Annotated in this window: 20 protein-coding genes; 3 read left to right on the top strand and 17 right to left on the bottom strand. The window is 64.5% G+C overall.

Annotated features, from left to right (window positions below; all coding sequences use genetic code 11):
• Window positions 1-29 precede the first annotated feature (29 nt).
• The 14 genes from rplX to IT430_06550 all read right to left on the bottom strand — a co-directional run bounded on the left by rplX (window position 30) and on the right by IT430_06550 (window position 7,457).
• A complete protein-coding gene (gene rplX / locus IT430_06485; protein ID MCC6907567.1) occupies window positions 30-521 on the bottom strand; it encodes a 50S ribosomal protein L24 in 492 nt (163 codons plus the stop codon).
• Window positions 521-907, bottom strand: a complete 387-nt coding sequence (gene rplN, locus IT430_06490; GenBank protein ID MCC6907568.1) for a 50S ribosomal protein L14 — start codon at window positions 905-907, stop codon at window positions 521-523. Before rplN ends, rplX begins: the two co-directional genes overlap by 1 nt.
• Before the next feature lie 61 nt (window positions 908-968).
• A complete protein-coding gene (rpsQ, locus tag IT430_06495; GenBank protein MCC6907569.1) occupies window positions 969-1,289 on the bottom strand; it encodes a 30S ribosomal protein S17 in 321 nt (106 codons plus the stop codon).
• Complete coding sequence (rpmC, locus tag IT430_06500) at window positions 1,286-1,492, bottom strand: 50S ribosomal protein L29 (GenBank protein MCC6907570.1); 207 nt, start codon at window positions 1,490-1,492, stop codon at window positions 1,286-1,288. The genes rpsQ and rpmC overlap by 4 nt, the downstream gene beginning before the upstream one ends.
• Before the next feature lie 51 nt (window positions 1,493-1,543).
• Window positions 1,544-1,963 (bottom strand): 50S ribosomal protein L16, encoded by a 420-nt coding sequence (gene rplP, locus IT430_06505; protein MCC6907571.1) that lies wholly within the window; start codon window positions 1,961-1,963, stop codon window positions 1,544-1,546.
• 74 nt (window positions 1,964-2,037) lie between these two features.
• Window positions 2,038-2,736: a 30S ribosomal protein S3 gene (rpsC, locus tag IT430_06510; GenBank protein MCC6907572.1), complete on the bottom strand. Its 699-nt coding sequence runs from the start codon at window positions 2,734-2,736 to the stop codon at window positions 2,038-2,040.
• A gap of 2 nt (window positions 2,737-2,738) precedes the next feature.
• A complete protein-coding gene (rplV, locus tag IT430_06515; GenBank protein ID MCC6907573.1) occupies window positions 2,739-3,224 on the bottom strand; it encodes a 50S ribosomal protein L22 in 486 nt (161 codons plus the stop codon).
• A gap of 88 nt (window positions 3,225-3,312) precedes the next feature.
• Window positions 3,313-3,603 carry a 30S ribosomal protein S19 gene (gene rpsS / locus IT430_06520; protein ID MCC6907574.1) on the bottom strand — a complete coding sequence of 97 codons (291 nt, stop codon included), beginning with the start codon at window positions 3,601-3,603 and terminating at the stop codon, window positions 3,313-3,315.
• An 11-nt stretch (window positions 3,604-3,614) separates the two neighbouring features.
• Entirely contained in the window at window positions 3,615-4,469 is an 855-nt protein-coding gene (rplB, locus tag IT430_06525) for a 50S ribosomal protein L2 (protein ID MCC6907575.1), read from the bottom strand.
• 48 nt (window positions 4,470-4,517) lie between these two features.
• The gene (gene rplW, locus IT430_06530) at window positions 4,518-4,793 is read right to left on the bottom strand and encodes a 50S ribosomal protein L23 (GenBank protein MCC6907576.1); all 276 of its coding nucleotides are present in this window, start codon (window positions 4,791-4,793) and stop codon (window positions 4,518-4,520) included.
• Window positions 4,794-5,468 (bottom strand): 50S ribosomal protein L4, encoded by a 675-nt coding sequence (rplD, locus tag IT430_06535; GenBank protein ID MCC6907577.1) that lies wholly within the window; start codon window positions 5,466-5,468, stop codon window positions 4,794-4,796.
• Between the two features lie 205 nt (window positions 5,469-5,673).
• Window positions 5,674-6,360: a 50S ribosomal protein L3 gene (rplC, locus tag IT430_06540; protein MCC6907578.1), complete on the bottom strand. Its 687-nt coding sequence runs from the start codon at window positions 6,358-6,360 to the stop codon at window positions 5,674-5,676.
• Between the two features lie 186 nt (window positions 6,361-6,546).
• Window positions 6,547-6,855, bottom strand: coding sequence for a 30S ribosomal protein S10 (rpsJ, locus tag IT430_06545; protein MCC6907579.1), 309 nt, complete (start codon window positions 6,853-6,855; stop codon window positions 6,547-6,549).
• A 224-nt stretch (window positions 6,856-7,079) separates the two neighbouring features.
• Window positions 7,080-7,457: a hypothetical protein gene (locus IT430_06550; GenBank protein ID MCC6907580.1), complete on the bottom strand. Its 378-nt coding sequence runs from the start codon at window positions 7,455-7,457 to the stop codon at window positions 7,080-7,082.
• A gap of 143 nt (window positions 7,458-7,600) precedes the next feature.
• Between IT430_06550 and IT430_06555 the strand changes: the two genes are divergently transcribed.
• Both IT430_06555 and IT430_06560 read left to right on the top strand, forming a co-directional pair.
• Window positions 7,601-8,833, top strand: a complete 1,233-nt coding sequence (locus IT430_06555) for a hypothetical protein (GenBank protein MCC6907581.1) — start codon at window positions 7,601-7,603, stop codon at window positions 8,831-8,833.
• Window positions 8,834-9,359: 526 nt separating this feature from the next.
• A complete protein-coding gene (locus tag IT430_06560) occupies window positions 9,360-9,743 on the top strand; it encodes a DUF302 domain-containing protein (GenBank protein ID MCC6907582.1) in 384 nt (127 codons plus the stop codon).
• Between the two features lie 91 nt (window positions 9,744-9,834).
• Here the strand turns inward: IT430_06560 and IT430_06565 are convergent, their stop codons facing one another.
• Both IT430_06565 and IT430_06570 read right to left on the bottom strand, forming a co-directional pair.
• The gene (locus tag IT430_06565; GenBank protein ID MCC6907583.1) at window positions 9,835-10,704 is read right to left on the bottom strand and encodes a hypothetical protein; all 870 of its coding nucleotides are present in this window, start codon (window positions 10,702-10,704) and stop codon (window positions 9,835-9,837) included.
• Between the two features lie 205 nt (window positions 10,705-10,909).
• Window positions 10,910-11,833, bottom strand: coding sequence for a class I SAM-dependent methyltransferase (locus IT430_06570; GenBank protein MCC6907584.1), 924 nt, complete (start codon window positions 11,831-11,833; stop codon window positions 10,910-10,912).
• Window positions 11,834-12,006: 173 nt separating this feature from the next.
• On the opposite strand from IT430_06570, the gene IT430_06575 reads away from it, so the two are divergent.
• Window positions 12,007-13,479 (top strand): hypothetical protein, encoded by a 1,473-nt coding sequence (locus IT430_06575; GenBank protein MCC6907585.1) that lies wholly within the window; start codon window positions 12,007-12,009, stop codon window positions 13,477-13,479.
• A gap of 13 nt (window positions 13,480-13,492) precedes the next feature.
• On the opposite strand, the gene IT430_06580 is transcribed toward IT430_06575, so the two are convergent.
• A complete protein-coding gene (locus IT430_06580) occupies window positions 13,493-14,329 on the bottom strand; it encodes a DUF1573 domain-containing protein (GenBank protein MCC6907586.1) in 837 nt (278 codons plus the stop codon).
• Between the last annotated feature and the right edge of the window lie 99 nt (window positions 14,330-14,428).

Here is a 14,428-nt window from a genome sequence, read left to right on the forward strand (position 1 = left end):
GCGGGCGAACGACGGTCCGCCGCGATCAGTTATTTCTTGGCCGTCTTCTTCTTGCTCGTCCGAGTCGAGGCTTTCTTGGCGGGCTTAGCCGGCGCCTTCTTTGCGCTCTTGCCCGCGACCTTCTTCTTTGTCGTCTTCTTCTTGGTGGTCTTCTTGCTCTGCGCGGCTCGCGCCGGCTTGGCGACTGCTCCGTTACGCGGGCCGTGCACGGCGCCGAGTTCCTGCCCGCCGCGGGCTGCCACGCGCACCTTCGAGCCGTCGGGCTTGACGGCGAAGCGGACGCGGGTGGCGCGGCCATCGACGACGGGGCTCACGTTGGAGATGTGAATAGGCATCTCCTTGGTGATCACGCCGCCCTGCGGATTGGTCTGCGAGGGCTTGAGGTGCTTGGTGCGGGTGTTGAGGCCCTGCACGACGACCTGGCTCTTCTTGGGGATGACCTTGAGCACGGTGCCGGTGCGGCCCTTGTCGGACCCGGCCGTGACGATCACGGTGTCACCGCTGCGGACATGGGCTGGCATCAGAGCACCTCCGTGGCGAGCGAGACGATCTTGAGGTAGTTCTTCTCGCGCAGTTCGCGAGCGACGGCGCCGAAGATGCGCGTGCCCTTGGGATTGCCGTCGTCGTTGATGAGCACGACCGCGGTGTTGTCAAAGCGGATGACCGATCCGTCGGGGCGGCGGGTCGGATAGGCGGTGCGCACGACGACGGCCTTGACCTTGTCGCCGGCCTTGACGTCCCCGCCGGGCAGCGCCTTCTTGACCGAGCAGATGACGCGATCGCCCACGCCGGCGGTGCGGCGGGTAAAGCGACCCTTGGAGGTTGAGCCGCCGAGCACGCGGATCACGTAGGCGATCTTCGCGCCCGTGTTGTCCGCCACCTCGACTCGTGATTCCTGCTGTATCATGACTTGATCCGTTCACCTCTGGTCCGCGCCGGCCGGGGCCCCGCGGCAACGTGTGTCTGCTTCAGGCGACCGACGCCGGGCTCTCGTCGTGCAGCCGGACTTCTCCGACGGCCTTGGCGAGCACCTGAACCACCTTCCACTGCTTGGTCTTGCTGACCGGCCGGCAGGGCATGATCTGCACCTGGTCGCCCACGCCGCTGACGTTGTTCTCGTCGTGCACGGTCAGGTACGAGCGGCGCTTGATGAACTTGCCGTACTTGGGATGCCGCACCTGGAACTCGATGCGCACGCGGCGGGTCTTGTCGGTCGAAGCGCGATCGACGATGCCCACTTCAACGCGGCGGTTGCGCTGGCGCGGCTGACTGGTCGCTTGCGTGCTCATGCCTGGTTCTGCCTTTCGATCTCGCGGCGGCGGCGCTCCGTGAGCAGCCGGGCCACGTCCTTGCGGGTCTTGCCGAATTGCGATGAATCTTCGATCTTCTCGGTGACGGCCTGCGTGCGCAGGTCGAAGAGATGCCGGCGAATGCGGCTGACTTCGACATCCACTTCTTCGTCGCTGAGTTTGTGTACTTCTTTGGCCTTCATTTCATCATCCCATCTGCGGGCGGCCCGGAGCCGGACGCCGCGACTCGTTCATCAGACGCTCAGTCGCCTCGTGATCATGCGGCAGCGCACGGGCATCTTCATCGCCACGCGGGCCAGGGCGCCCTGGGCCGCGGCGTGCGGCACGCCGGCGATCTCGAAGAGCACCGTCCCGGGCTTGACGCGCGCTGCCCAGTAGTCCGTTTCCGCCTTGCCCTTACCCATTCGCGTTTCAATAGGCTTCTTTGAAATCGGCTTGTCGGGGAAGACGCGGATGAAGACCTTGCCTTCGCGCTGCAGGTAGTGAGCGCAGGCGACGCGGCCGGCCTCGAGCTGGCGAGCGCTCACCCACGCGGTCTCGAGCGCCTGCAGGCCGTAGTCGCCGTAGGCGACGTAGTTGCCCACCGTCGCGTTGCCGCGCATGCGGCCGCGCTGCTGCTTGCGGAACTTCATTCTCTTGGGCATCCGAGGCATCGGAATTCATCCTCTCGTTGCGACCCGCGACCCAGTGGCCGCGGCGAAACCACTCACGTCATCTGCCAACCAACTCAACGGCGTCCTCTGGCGCGGGCCCGTCCGCCGGCCGCGGTGGACTCGGCTTCTTCACCCGCTTCGTAGAGGCCCTTGTAGACCCACACCTTGACGCCGATCGTGCCGGATTTGGTGAAACTCGGTGCGAAGCCATACTCGACGTTGGCCTGCAGCGTCTGCAGCGGAATCGAGCCGAGGCTCACGGTGAGGCTGCGGCTCATTTCAGCGCCGCCCAGGCGACCGGAGACACTGATCTTCACGCCCTTGGCGCCGGCCTGCATCGCACCTTCGGCGCGCATCTTGAGGATGCGGCGGAAACTGGCGCGCTTCTTGAGCTGTTCAGCGATGCCCTCGGCAATCAGCTTCGCGTTCGTGTCGGGGCTCTTGATTTCGACGATTTTGATCGACACCTGCCGGCCAGTCATCGTCTGCAGGTCCTGCTGCAGCTTTTCGACTTCGGCGCCGCGCGGCCCGATGACCAGGCCCGGGCGAGCCGTCTTGAGCACGATCGAGAGTTCCTGGCGCGTGCGTTCGATGTGAATCTCGGAGACGGCGGCGAACGGCGGCGTGCGGTTAAGGCGCTTATCGACGTACTCGCGGATGCGGTAGTCTTCGACGAGCAGCTCGCCGTACAGCGCCTTGGGCGCGTACCACCGGCTGCGGTGCGGCTCGGTGATGCCGACGCGGAATCCAAGTGGATGAGTCTTCTGTCCCATGGTTACGCCACCTCCACCGCCACGCGAACGTGGCTGGATCGTTTCATAATCGGGTGCGCCCGCCCGCGGTCCTTGGGCTGGAAGCGCTTCATCGTCGGGCCTTCATCGACGCGCGACTCGCTCACGACCAGGCGGCTGATGTCCGCCTCGTTCTCTTCCGCACAAGCGATGGCCGACTCGAGCGCCTTGCGGACGAACACGGCGGCCCGCTTCTTGCTGAACTTGAGCATCGTCAGCGCCGTGTCGATGTCGCGGCCGCGGATGAGATCAGACACGAGCCTGATCTTGCGCGGCGAGATGCGGGCCCACTTGTGCGCGCCGTCGAAGCACACGATGTCGCTGACGGGCACGTTGAGCGCGGCGGCAAGCGATCGGAGGTCTTCGCGCCTGGGCGCGGGCTTGAAGTTGCCCTTGCTCCAGTTGCGCAGCGCCGAGGTCGCGTTGATGCCGGGCCGCTTGATCTCGGAGGCGAGATCTTCGGGCTTCATACCGGCCGCCTTGATCCGGGCATTGAACTTGGATGCATTGAGATTCATGGTGCGTCAACCTCTTGGCAAACCGCGGTGCGCGGGGTGCTCACCTCTTGGCGCCTGCCGAGATGCCTTCCTTCTTATTGGTGTGGCCGCGGAACATGCGCGTCGGGCTGAACTCACCCAATTTGTGTCCCACCATGTCCTCAGTGACGAACACGTCGAGGAACGAACGGCCGTTGTGCACCTTGAACGTGTGACCGACGAACTCGGGCACGATGGTGCAGCGGCGGGCCCAGGTCTTGATCGGCTCGCGCCGGCCGGTCTGGGACATCCGCTGAACTTTGACGAAGAGGTGCTCTTCGACGAACGGACCTTTTTTCAATGATCGGGCCATGATCAAAATCCTCAGAGAGTCAACTGGCCGTAACGCTTGCTGCGGCGACGGCGGATGATGCGCTTGTTGCTGGCGAGTTTGCGCTTGCGGGTGCGGCCGCCCTTGGCGAACACGCCGGTCTTGCCCGCCGGGGCGCGGCCGCCCTTGGACTTGCCTTCGCCGCCGCCCAGCGGATGGTCGTAGTGGTTGCGGACCATGCCGCGCGTCTTGGGCTTGCGCCCGCGGTGACGGCTGCGGCCGGCCTTGCCCAGGCGAATCTGCTGGTGGTCGGCATTGCCCACTTCGCCGATGGTGGCGCGGCACTCGACCGACACCTGCCGGATTTCGCCCGAAGGCATCACCAGCGTCGCCCACTTGTCTTCACGGTTGGTCAGGCGGGCTGACATGCCCGCGGCGCGACAGAACTGGCCGCCCTTGCCCGGCACCATCTCGACGCAATGCACGTTGAGACCGGTGGGGATGTACTTGAAGGGCATGCAGTTGCCGACCTTGGGCTCCACCCGGCCGCGACCGCTCATGAGCACGTCGCCGTCCTTGATGCCCTTGGGCGCGATGATGTAGCGTCGCTCGCCGTTTTCGTATTCGAGCAGCGCCAGGTGTGCAGACCGGTTCGGGTCGTACTCGACGCCGATGACCTTCGCGGAAATGTCATCGAGGTTGCGCTTCCAGTCGATGGCGCGATAGCGGCGCTTGTGCCCGCCGCCGCGACCCCAGACGGTGATCTTGCCCTGGTTGTTGCGCCCTGCCTTCTTGCTGTAAGGGCGCAGCAGCGTCTTCTCCGGGGCGGTCTTGGTTACCTCGGCGTGGATGTTGACGGAGGAGTTCCTCCGCCCCGCGCTCGTTCTCTTGTATACTCGAATCGGCATGATTCAATCCTCGCAGTCCGGACGCCGGCCGGGGGCCGACGCGCTCATTCAGAACAGTTCGATCCGATCGTCAGGATGCACGCGAACAACGGCCTTTCGCAGGTCGGGTGTTTGCGTGTAGCCGAACCGCGTGCGGCGGATCTTGCCGATGCGATTGCTCGTGTTGACGCTGATGACGCGCACCTTGTAGAGATCCTCGATGGCGCGCTTGATGTCGGGCTTGCTGGCGCGGCGATCGACTTCGAAGGCGTAGCGGTTCTGTTCGGCCGCAGCCGTGTTCTTCTCGGTGACCAGCGGCCGGCGGATGACGGTGGCGGATTCCATTTAGCGGCCTCCCTTGCTGCCCGCGGCGGCGCCGTTGCCGCCCGTGCAATGCTGACTGTCGATGAAGGCCTGGAGGTTGGCCTTTTCGATCACCAGGTAACGGTGGTTGAGCAGTTCGAACGCGTTCAACTGGTCCCAGCGGATCGTGTCCACGCTGTCGAGGTTGCGGGCCGAGAGGCGGGCGTTGACGTTGCCCGAGTCCAGCGCAACCAGACAGGTGCGATCGACGCCGACCTTGTCGAGCATCGTCTTGAACTCGCTGGTGCGGGGCGTCTTGAAGTCGATCTTGTCGATGACCTTGATTTCCTGGTCAACGGCCTTGGCCAGCAGCGCGTTGCGATTGGCCAGGCGGCGCATCTTGCGGGGCATGTCCTGGCGGAAGTCGGCACCCGTGCGGCGCTTGGCGAAAGCCACGCCGCCGCCCTTCATGATGTTGGTGCGCACGGGACCGCGGCGGGCGTTGCCCGTGCCTTTTTGCTTGAAGAGCTTTCTAGTGGAGCCTTCGACGGCGGCGCGATTTCTGGTGCGGGCCGAACCCTGGCGCCGGTTCGCGTGCGAGCGAACGTAGGCCTGCTTGAGCAGTGCGGGGCGGATCTCGCCGCCGAGGAGCGCTTCGTCGACTTTGAACGTGTCGACCTGCTTGCCTGTTGAATCGTAAATGGGCAGTTCAATCATGGTGCGTTTACCTTTCGCCTATCCTCCGCCGCCGTCTGTCAATGCTCTGGCGTGGCAGGAATCGACTCGGTTCTCTGATGCAGCGCCTGGCCGCACTCCTGAATCTGTCGTCGCCGGGCAGTTCCCATTGGAACGTCGGGCTTTCCCGGCCGAGGGGGCGGTTCGCCCCGCTCGCGTGTCTCCGTATCAACTCACCTCGTTGGGGTTATTTCTTCTTACTGCTGGCCGCGAGTTGCTTGGACCGGCCCAGCCGCGTCGAAGTGCGGACGAAGAGTAGGCCGCCGTTCGGGCCCGGGACAGCGCCTTTGACCAACAAAATGCTCTTCTCGGAAAGCACCTCGATCACGTCGAGGTTGCGGACGGTGACCTGCTCGTTGCCCATCTGGCCCGCCATGCGCTTGCCCTTCTTGGGCTTGGGGCCGGTGCCGCGGTTGGTGGCGTGCCCGGCGATGGAGCCCGGCGAGCGGTGCTTGCGTTCGGTACCGTGGCTGGCGGTGAGGCCCTTGAAGTTGTGCCGCTTCATGGTTCCCTGAAAGCCCTTGCCCTTACTGATGCCGATGACATCCACAAACTTCGTCTCGGCAAAGACTTCGACGGTCAGTTCCTGACCGGGGGCGAAGTCCTTGCCATCGTCCTCGAGCCGAACCTCGCGATGAAACTTCTTGGGTGAAACGCCGGCTTTGGCGTCGTGGCCGATGAGCGGCATGGTGGTGCGGCCGGCCTCGACGTCCTCAAAGCCGATCTGGATAGCGCTATAGCCGTGCGCATCCTTGTTCTTGACCTGCGTGACGAAGCAAGGTCCAGCCTGGATCACCGTTACGGGCACATTCTTGCCCTCTTCGGTGAAGTAGCGTGTCATGCCGATCTTGCGGCCCAGCAGTGCGGTGGTCATGGCGACTTGCTCCGTTCATGGTCAGAGGTCATCGGGGCGTGTCGGTGAACGTTCACCGCCGGTCTCCCGCGACGTGGCCGTTGCGAATCCTTGTTTTCAGGGACCTTTGGCGACCGGCATTCCGATCGCAGCCCCCACCAATGCAAACGGCCGCCCTTTCAGGTGGCCGCTACAAACTCTATCTCACTACGCCTTGATCTTAACGAACACGCCCGCGGGGACGACGAGGCGGTTGAGCGCTTCGACGGTGCGGGCGTTGGGTTCCTGGATGTCGATGATGCGTTTGTGGGTGCGGATTTCGAACTGCTCGCGCGACTTCTTGTCGATGTGCGGCCCGCGCAGCACCGTATAGCGCTCGATGCGGGTCGGCAGCGGGATCGGGCCGGACACGCGGGCGCCGGTGCGCTTGGCGTGATCAACGATCTCGCGGGCCGAGGCGTCCAGCGCCTGGTGGTCGTAGGCTTCCATTCGAATGCGGATCTTGGCTTCGGTCATTGAGTCACCTGGATCAGTTCAATCGTTCAATTGCGACACCCGAAACGACACGGTTTGTGCCGTCCCGCGGCCGCTGGCATGTACACCTGCTTGGCCCACCACCGACTTGTGTCGCCCGCCGCGTGGCGAGCGCGCGATGAAAAGCCCGTCAGTATATGGTTGGTCCTGAGCCGGTCAACTCAGGCAAAGTCCCGCTCGAGGCTCCCGGCGCTGCGTCGCTCCATTCAGGGCTCCAGCGGCAAGCCACATTCCGGGCACCGGCCGGGCGAGGCGGCGCCCTGGGGCGGCGCCACCGCGTAGCCGCACTGCGGACAGCCGGTGGGCGGCATGGCGACCACCCACGCGGCCAGGCGGCGCGACAGCGCCGCCAGCACGCCGCCGACGAGCATCATGGCAATCCCGCGGTACATCGATTGCTCTTCGCCGGTGCTCTGCCATGTCTGGAAGATCAACTGGAGGTCGAAGTTGTTGCCAACCCCGAGCGCCAGGCGCTTGAGTGAGAGATACGCGCCCGTCGCGATGAGAATCAGCGCCGCGGCGCGAATGGTCCAGGTGACGATGCCGCGCACCGCGTTGACCTGCTGCGTCGAAAGTCTGCTCACGAACATCGGACCTCCGCAGATTGGGCCGCTCGCACGGGAGCGGCGCCGCCGTCGGCCGGACAGCTTGCTGGATGAAGCGGGCCGACAGTTGTGTCTCGAAACGGTAAGATGCCAGCGACCATCGCTCGCACCGGAGGCCCACCATGCGTTCCAGGATCATCCTCGTTGCGTCCCTGCTGCTGGCCGTCGGATGTGCAGGCGACTCAGCCCAATGGTACAAGGGCAACACCCACACGCACACGCTCTGGAGCGATGGCGACGGCGCGCCCGAACTCGTCGCCCAGTGGTACGTCGAGCACGGCTACCACTTCCTCGTCCTTTCCGATCACAACGTCCTCTCGAACGCCGAGAAGTGGTTCCCCGTCATCGATGCGCCCAACAGCAGCCTGACAACCGAGCGCGTCGATGACCTCGTCGCCCGCTACGGCGCTGACCACGTCGAGACGCGCGACGTGGACGGCAAGCGACAGATGCGCCTGCACACGCTTGACGAACTTCGCGCCCGCTACGAGCAGCCCGGCGCCTTCATCTTCATCCAGGGCGAAGAGATCACCGACCAGTTCAACCGGCTGCCGGTGCACATCAACGGCATGAATCTCGTGGATCTCGTCAAGCCCCGCAGCGGAAAGAGCGTGCGCGAGGTGATGCAGAACAACATCGACGCCGTGATCGAGCACGGCCACGAGCACGACCGCCCCACTCTCGCCCACATCAATCATCCAAACTTCGGCTGGGGCCTGAGCGTCGAGGACATCGCCCACCTGCGCGGCGAGAACTTCTTCGAGGTCTACAACGGCCATCGCAGCGTGAACAACTACGGCGACACGACCCATCCCGGCACCGAGCAGATGTGGGACGCCGCGCTCACACAGCGACTGACTGATCTCGATCTCGGCCCGCTCTACGGCCTGGCCACCGACGATGCGCATAACTACCACCAGGCGCCCGAAGGCCACTCGAATCCCGGGCGAGGTTGGATCATGGTTCGCGCCAAATCGCTCGACGCCGAGTCGATCATCGACGCCATGCATCGCGGCGACTTCTACGCCAGCAGCGGCGTGATGATCGACCGCATCGAAAGCGGCAAGAAGAAACTAACGATCCACATCCGCGCCGAACCCGGCGTGGCGTACACGACGCGCTTCCTCGGCACGCGCTGGATGCCCGATGCGGACGGCGACGGGCAGCGCGAAGTGGGCCCGGCCGGCGAGGTGCTCGACCAGACCATGGACACCCCGGCGACGTACACGTTCACTGGCGATGAGGTCTATGTGCGGGCGGTGATCATCTCGTCAAAGCCGCATCCAAACCCGTTTGCGAAGGGCGATCTCGAAATGGCATGGGGCCAGCCGGTGGTGCCGGAAAAAGGGAAGTGAACAGAAGTCAGGTCGATGAGAGTGCTTGCTCAGGCAGCGGCGTCGAGTACTTCCCGGCGAGCCAGAGCATCAGTGCTGCCGCCCAGGCTACCAGCAGGAGTTCGGTCCACCCGGACGCATTGGGAGGTAGGAATCGAGGAGACCATAGAGCGACGCGAATGAACGCTGCTGGCGCTCTCACTCAGGTCATAGCCGCATCTAGCGCACTATGCGCGTGGACCGCAGGTTGGATCCGTGAGAGTCGCATCCGCTCCCTGACTGTCCATGAGCATCATCTCCCGGGCGTGACGGTATGTTATGCTGGTGCCCGCTCACTGCGCTCGGAGCGAGGATGCCTCGAAGCGTCTTTCATGCAGGCGAACTAAGCGAATCTTGCGATGGCCTGAGAGCTGCACCAAAACGGGGAGGAATCCCCGTGGTGCTCTGGTGCGCTCATCCCGCGGGGTTTACGTATTCTCCTGTTGGCGAGTGGGCGCGGCGTTGTGCGCGTAAATCGGACATCAAATGAACCACCATGGAGCCCGACATGCTCTACACCAGGGAATCCACGCGAACCGTCAAAGAAACCGGGGAGCGCATCGCCGCCGCGGCTGCAGACCACAAGTTCGGCGTACTCGGCGTCCACGATCTGCGCCAGAAGATGGCTGACAAAGGCGTCAGGTACGATCACGAGTGTCTCGTCTACGAAGTCTGCAGTCCGCAGCAGGCCAAGAAGGTGCTCGACGCCGAGCCATCGATCTCCACCGCTCTGCCCTGCCGCATCAGCGTCTACGAAGAGAACGGCAAGGTGCTGGTGGCAACGCTCAAACCGACCATGCTGTTGGAGATGTTCGGGCAGCCGTCGCTGGCGCCGGTGGCGCAGGAAGTCGAACAGGCGATTGAATCGATCATCGATACCGCCTGCGAGTGAAGCGCCGATTTCTTACGTGATGAAAGAAGCAGGCTCCCGGCACAGTCGTGCCGGGAGCCTGCAGAACTCAGTCGAACCTGATCTCGCGAGATCAGGGGATGTTGTCCACGTTACTCGTGTTGCACGAGCCGACTTCAACGAGTTGGAGATAATGGCCGCACGCGGCGGTGCCGGCGTTGCCGTTCCCCGAGCCGCTGCCGCCTCCGGTGCCGATGGTGTTGACGAGTTGCACGCCGCCCTGTACGCCCAGTTGGGTGCCGGCGCATGGTCCGCCGGGGATGATCGTCGTGCCTTGGTTCTGGCCGAAGACGATGCCTTGCTGGACGCTGGGCGTGGCGCCGCTCCACTGGACGGTGACGGTGCCGGGGCATGTGCCGCTGACACTCAGGCGATAGCCGCCGACGGCCTCGAAGCGGACGTCGTCCATGATGGTGATGTAGCCGTTCTCGACATCCATCAGGCGCATGTAGCCGATGCCGCCGGAGGCTTCGTAGCCGACGAACACCGCCTGCGCGCCGCCGGGCATCTGCACCTGGCCGGAGTCGATGAGGTTGTTCGACGGGCCGTAGATCTCGACGGTCCAGGTCGTCTGCACGCCGGTGGATAGCAGCATGCCCACTCGATTCGGATTGCCCGCGCCGGTGAGGTCATACTTCAGGTCCGACATGCCCCAACTGTCGGCCAGCGCGCGGCCCAGCGAGGCGCCGGGGATGTTGCTGAAATAGCTGCTCCAGTCGATGTTGCCGCGCCACCCGCCGAACCCGGTGCCGCCGCCGCTGTCGGTGACGGTAATGCCGCTGCCGATGTTGGCGGTGGGATGGCCGAGCGTCGTCATGTCCGTGGCATTGAAGTTGATGACGGTCTCGTTGCCCGAGAAGTCACCGATGCCAATAAACCCGTCGGCGAGAGCCGCCCCCGACAGCGCCAACACCGACGCACCTGCAAAAACAAACTGCTTCATCATTGCTCCCTCTCTTCCTTTCCTGCCTGTCCTTGCGGACCACGTTGGGCTTGAGCCGGTCGAAAAGCGACGGGACCCTCAGGATCGGCGACCGGCTCAGATCAGGCCGAACCCGCGGTGCGGACAGTCTACCACGTTTCGCCGCGCTGGCGGGGCAAAACCTCGCAAGTGCTGCACAAAAAACATCGGATTCACGCGCGCGGCATCAGAACGGCGCGAAAAAGTCCCATGGCGCCTGCCAGTCTTCCCCCTTGCGGAAGTAACGGTCCTGATGCTGGCGCAATCTCAGTCCGCGCGAGCGGCCGCGCAAAAGGCGGCCCAGCAGACGGGTGCGCCCGAGCCGGCCGTAGTTCACCGGCAGTCCGGCGTCGATCTCCTCGTACTTGCGGTGCGACTGCACGAAGCCGATGGTCTTGTCCACTCCCGCCATGCCGCAATCGTTGAAACCGACCACCCCGCCTACGGGCATCATCCGGTCGAGGTACCAGAAGTCGAGTAGCGCGTGGTCGAAGGTGTGCCAGCCGTCGATGTAGCCGAAATCGACGCGGAGTCCCAGGCGCAGCAGCGGCGGCAGGGCGAGGTAGTCGGGCTCGGCAATGAGTTCGTGATGCTCGCCGTAGCCGGCGCGTTCGACGGCGGCGCAACCCGCGCCGCGCCACTTCTCCTTCTGTTTGGGATCAATCGAGATGAGTTTGCCGCCCCCCGCCGCCTCGAGTCCGGCCAGAATTGCCAGAGCCGACGTGCCCAGCGCCATGCCGATTTCCACGCAGACCGCTGGCTTGAAACGGGCAACGGTGCGAAACAGCGCTTCGGCGTAGGCGGCGGGCAAGTGCGAGTGGATGGCCATCGGCGCGCCGTCCGCAGCCGTGGTTTCGCCGGCTTCGTACATCTTTGCCAGCACGGGGCAGGCCTGCAGGACGGTGGTCACGACATCTCCCCATTGCGGTCGCGAAGCGAAGTTCATGCTATCCGCGCCGCCTGCTCGCGCGAACAGATCCTCGGTGGGCTTCTTCGCTTCGGCACCGAAGCCTCGCCTCCTACCATTGGCCAGGGCTTCGCCGGAATCGCGCTGGGTCAGCGAACGATCGCGACGGGTAATCGTCACTGCGGTGATAATCGCAGTGCTCATGGTCGTGCTGGCGCTGGCCTGGTGGATGGTGGCCGCGCGAACCGGGTCGCCGCGGCAGGGTTTTTTTGACAAGGCTCCGGCGAGACTGGCCTCTGCGCCCGCAAGAGCGCCCCGCCTCTGGCCGATAAGACGCGAATCTCGCAGACTGATTGTAAGCGACAAGGAGAAGGGTGATGGGCAGATTTGAACCGATGATGCGTTGCGCCGCCGGTGCGGTCATGGCCGCGGTCATCTGCGGCGCGGCGGCGCAGAGCCGCGGGCAGGATCCCAAGCCGGCCGAGCCGGTGACCACGCTGAGCAGCACAATCTACGACGAAGAGAGCGTCGGCCTGACCATGCGCCTGCCCGAAGGCGTACGCCTGACGCGCAACCCGCAATCGACGCAGCGCGTGCTGGTCGAGACGTTTGACATGTCCTGGGTGGGAACGCTCGAGGTGATCCAGACCCGCGATGAGAACGAGACGATCAAGTCCGTCACCGACCGCGCCATCGAGGCGAACAAAGGGTCAACCGATCCCGAAAAGAGCCGCGTCAAGGAGTTCAAACTCGCCAGCCGCGAATCGCTCACCATCAACGGCCAGGCGGCCGAACAGTTCGTGATCGACATGACCTTTGAGACGCGCGGCGGGCTCATGCGCGAGGTGCGCATCTATACGATCTTCAAGCCGCTGCCCGGGACGTTTGTCATCTACAGCGTGCGCGGCGACGGCACGCAAAGCGAGGCGATCATCAAGGCGACCAAAGCCAGCGTGGACACGTTCACCTTTCGTGATCCCGCGGTCGTGGCGCGGGAAATCCAGGAAGGCATCGACGCCACGAACAAAGCGCTGTCGCGCCTCAGTGCCGATGCCTACAAGAAGATGCTCGTGACGGACGCATGGTACCGCGTCTACGGGAAAGGCGATGTTGCCGAGCGCGAGATCGCGTACTACCGGATCCAGGAAGACACCGGCCCGCGCGGCGCGCTGAGTTCGAGCCGCGATTCATCGAAGTTTTCCGCGGCCGAATCGGAGGAAGGCCTGCTCGTGAGCCAGTCGGCGCGGTTCATTGCGCCTTCGGAGACGTCGGCCGACGAGTTTATCTCCGAAGTCGAGAGCCTGGCGTGGATGGCCTTTGATCGCAAGACGGAGGTGTGGACCACGCAGCAGGTGACGTATCAGAAGACCCCTCGCGGCTATCGCGTGGCATCCCGCTCGTCCATCAGCGGCACGCGCGAGAACGGGCGCATCAATGTCATCGTGACCGTGGACGGCGCCAATGTCGCCACGCCATCGTTCGCCACGCCCGATGCGTACCTCTCGCAGGCAGAGCAGCACCTGATCTACCGCATCCTCAATCCCGGGCAAGCCGGATCGTACGAAATGTACCTCTTCCGGCCGCAGTCTTCGGACGTGAAGCGGCGCAGCGAGATCATCAAGGCCACGGAGAATCCGGATCGGTTCGCCGTCGAGTCGCGCCAGGACCCCTCGCAGCCGGCAACGATCAAGACGATCACCGCCAAGGGGGAGATCCTGCGCATGGTTTCGCCGGAGGGCCAGATCACCGAGCAGAGCAACCCCGCCGACCTGCAGCAACTCTGGCGCGCCAAGGGTCTGCCAACGGGACCAATCCGGCCCATAGTCGAACCCGCCCGGCCCGGCGGCTGAGCCGCAGGAGGCGTTACGGCCGCTCTGACTTCATTGTTTCGTCCGCATCGCCGCCGGGCGCATCATGCGCGATCTGGATCGGACCCGAAGTGGGCCGCCGCTGCCGGAGCTGCTGCTCGAACGAGCGCGCCAGCGCCGGCGTTCGGACGACCAGTTCGGTCGGCAGGACATCGGGCATGGCGGGCAGCGCGAACGAGGCACGGCCGATTTCGTCGATGGCGCCGGTGAGCTGGACGCTGACCCTTGCCGAGTAACGCGCCGCCAGGCCGCGCTGACGGTCGCCGGGCAGCACCTGCTGCCATGGTCCGATTTCAACGTCGAGCGCTGGCGATCCCTCCAGCGAGATCGCGCCGGGCTCCTCGCAGCGCTGATCGATGTAGGTCAGAATCAGTTCACGGTGCTCGCCCGGCTCGAGGTCGAGGCTCATCGCCGAGAGCGAAAGTTCGCGGCTGATGATCACGAATGCGCCGAGCAGGTACTGCGTCTGCTGCCCGGTTGACCAGTGCACGGTAACAAGAGTGGAGAACTGGCCGGATGCGTGGAGATTGGCGGTCGCTTCGAGCCAGCCGGTCTGGCCGGGCTCGAGGGTGCGGATCGGCGCTTCGATGGCCGTGCAGCCGCACGCGGGTTTGATGGCGGTGATTTCGATCGTCTGGTCGGTGTCGTTGATGTATTCGAAGCGGTGCTTGAGTTCGCCGGGCAGCATGACGAGTGTCTCGCCGGCGTCGAATCGCTGCTCGACGGCGTAACTCGGCGCCGGCGTCCCGCTGCGCTGGGTCATAAGGATGCACGTTCCCGCCAGCAGCGCCAGTGCTGCGACAGCGCCGAGTGTCTTCGTGAGTTGCTTCATCGATTCTCTCCCGTATGCCTGATCTGCCGCGCCGCTTCGACGCGGCGCCTCTCGCATGTCAACGGCGCGCCAAGTGCGCGCGAATTGCAAGTGCGGCCG

The sequence above is a fragment of the Phycisphaerales bacterium genome (assembly GCA_020852515.1).
In the GTDB taxonomy this organism is placed as follows: Bacteria; Planctomycetota; Phycisphaerae; order Phycisphaerales; family UBA5793; genus UBA5793.

Bases quoted from the DNA above. Each gene is read 5' to 3' on its own strand.
- rplX (MCC6907567.1), bottom strand. From the start codon at position 521: ATGCCAGCCCATGTCCGCAGCGGTGACACCGTGATCGTCACGGCCGGG.
- rplN (MCC6907568.1), bottom strand. From the start codon at position 907: ATGATACAGCAGGAATCACGAGTCGAGGTGGCGGACAACACGGGCGCG.
- rpsQ (MCC6907569.1), bottom strand. From the start codon at position 1,289: ATGAGCACGCAAGCGACCAGTCAGCCGCGCCAGCGCAACCGCCGCGTT.
- rpmC (MCC6907570.1), bottom strand. From the start codon at position 1,492: ATGAAGGCCAAAGAAGTACACAAACTCAGCGACGAAGAAGTGGATGTC.
- rplP (MCC6907571.1), bottom strand. From the start codon at position 1,963: ATGCCTCGGATGCCCAAGAGAATGAAGTTCCGCAAGCAGCAGCGCGGC.
- rpsC (MCC6907572.1), bottom strand. From the start codon at position 2,736: ATGGGACAGAAGACTCATCCACTTGGATTCCGCGTCGGCATCACCGAG.
- rplV (MCC6907573.1), bottom strand. From the start codon at position 3,224: ATGAAGCCCGAAGATCTCGCCTCCGAGATCAAGCGGCCCGGCATCAAC.
- rpsS (MCC6907574.1), bottom strand. From the start codon at position 3,603: ATGGCCCGATCATTGAAAAAAGGTCCGTTCGTCGAAGAGCACCTCTTC.
- rplB (MCC6907575.1), bottom strand. From the start codon at position 4,469: ATGCCGATTCGAGTATACAAGAGAACGAGCGCGGGGCGGAGGAACTCC.
- rplW (MCC6907576.1), bottom strand. From the start codon at position 4,793: ATGGAATCCGCCACCGTCATCCGCCGGCCGCTGGTCACCGAGAAGAAC.
- rplD (MCC6907577.1), bottom strand. From the start codon at position 5,468: ATGATTGAACTGCCCATTTACGATTCAACAGGCAAGCAGGTCGACACG.
- rplC (MCC6907578.1), bottom strand. From the start codon at position 6,360: ATGACCACCGCACTGCTGGGCCGCAAGATCGGCATGACACGCTACTTC.
- rpsJ (MCC6907579.1), bottom strand. From the start codon at position 6,855: ATGACCGAAGCCAAGATCCGCATTCGAATGGAAGCCTACGACCACCAG.
- IT430_06555 (MCC6907581.1), top strand. From the start codon at position 7,601: ATGCGTTCCAGGATCATCCTCGTTGCGTCCCTGCTGCTGGCCGTCGGA.
- IT430_06560 (MCC6907582.1), top strand. From the start codon at position 9,360: ATGCTCTACACCAGGGAATCCACGCGAACCGTCAAAGAAACCGGGGAG.
- IT430_06565 (MCC6907583.1), bottom strand. From the start codon at position 10,704: ATGAAGCAGTTTGTTTTTGCAGGTGCGTCGGTGTTGGCGCTGTCGGGG.
- IT430_06570 (MCC6907584.1), bottom strand. From the start codon at position 11,833: ATGAGCACTGCGATTATCACCGCAGTGACGATTACCCGTCGCGATCGT.
- IT430_06575 (MCC6907585.1), top strand. From the start codon at position 12,007: ATGGGCAGATTTGAACCGATGATGCGTTGCGCCGCCGGTGCGGTCATG.
- IT430_06580 (MCC6907586.1), bottom strand. From the start codon at position 14,329: ATGAAGCAACTCACGAAGACACTCGGCGCTGTCGCAGCACTGGCGCTG.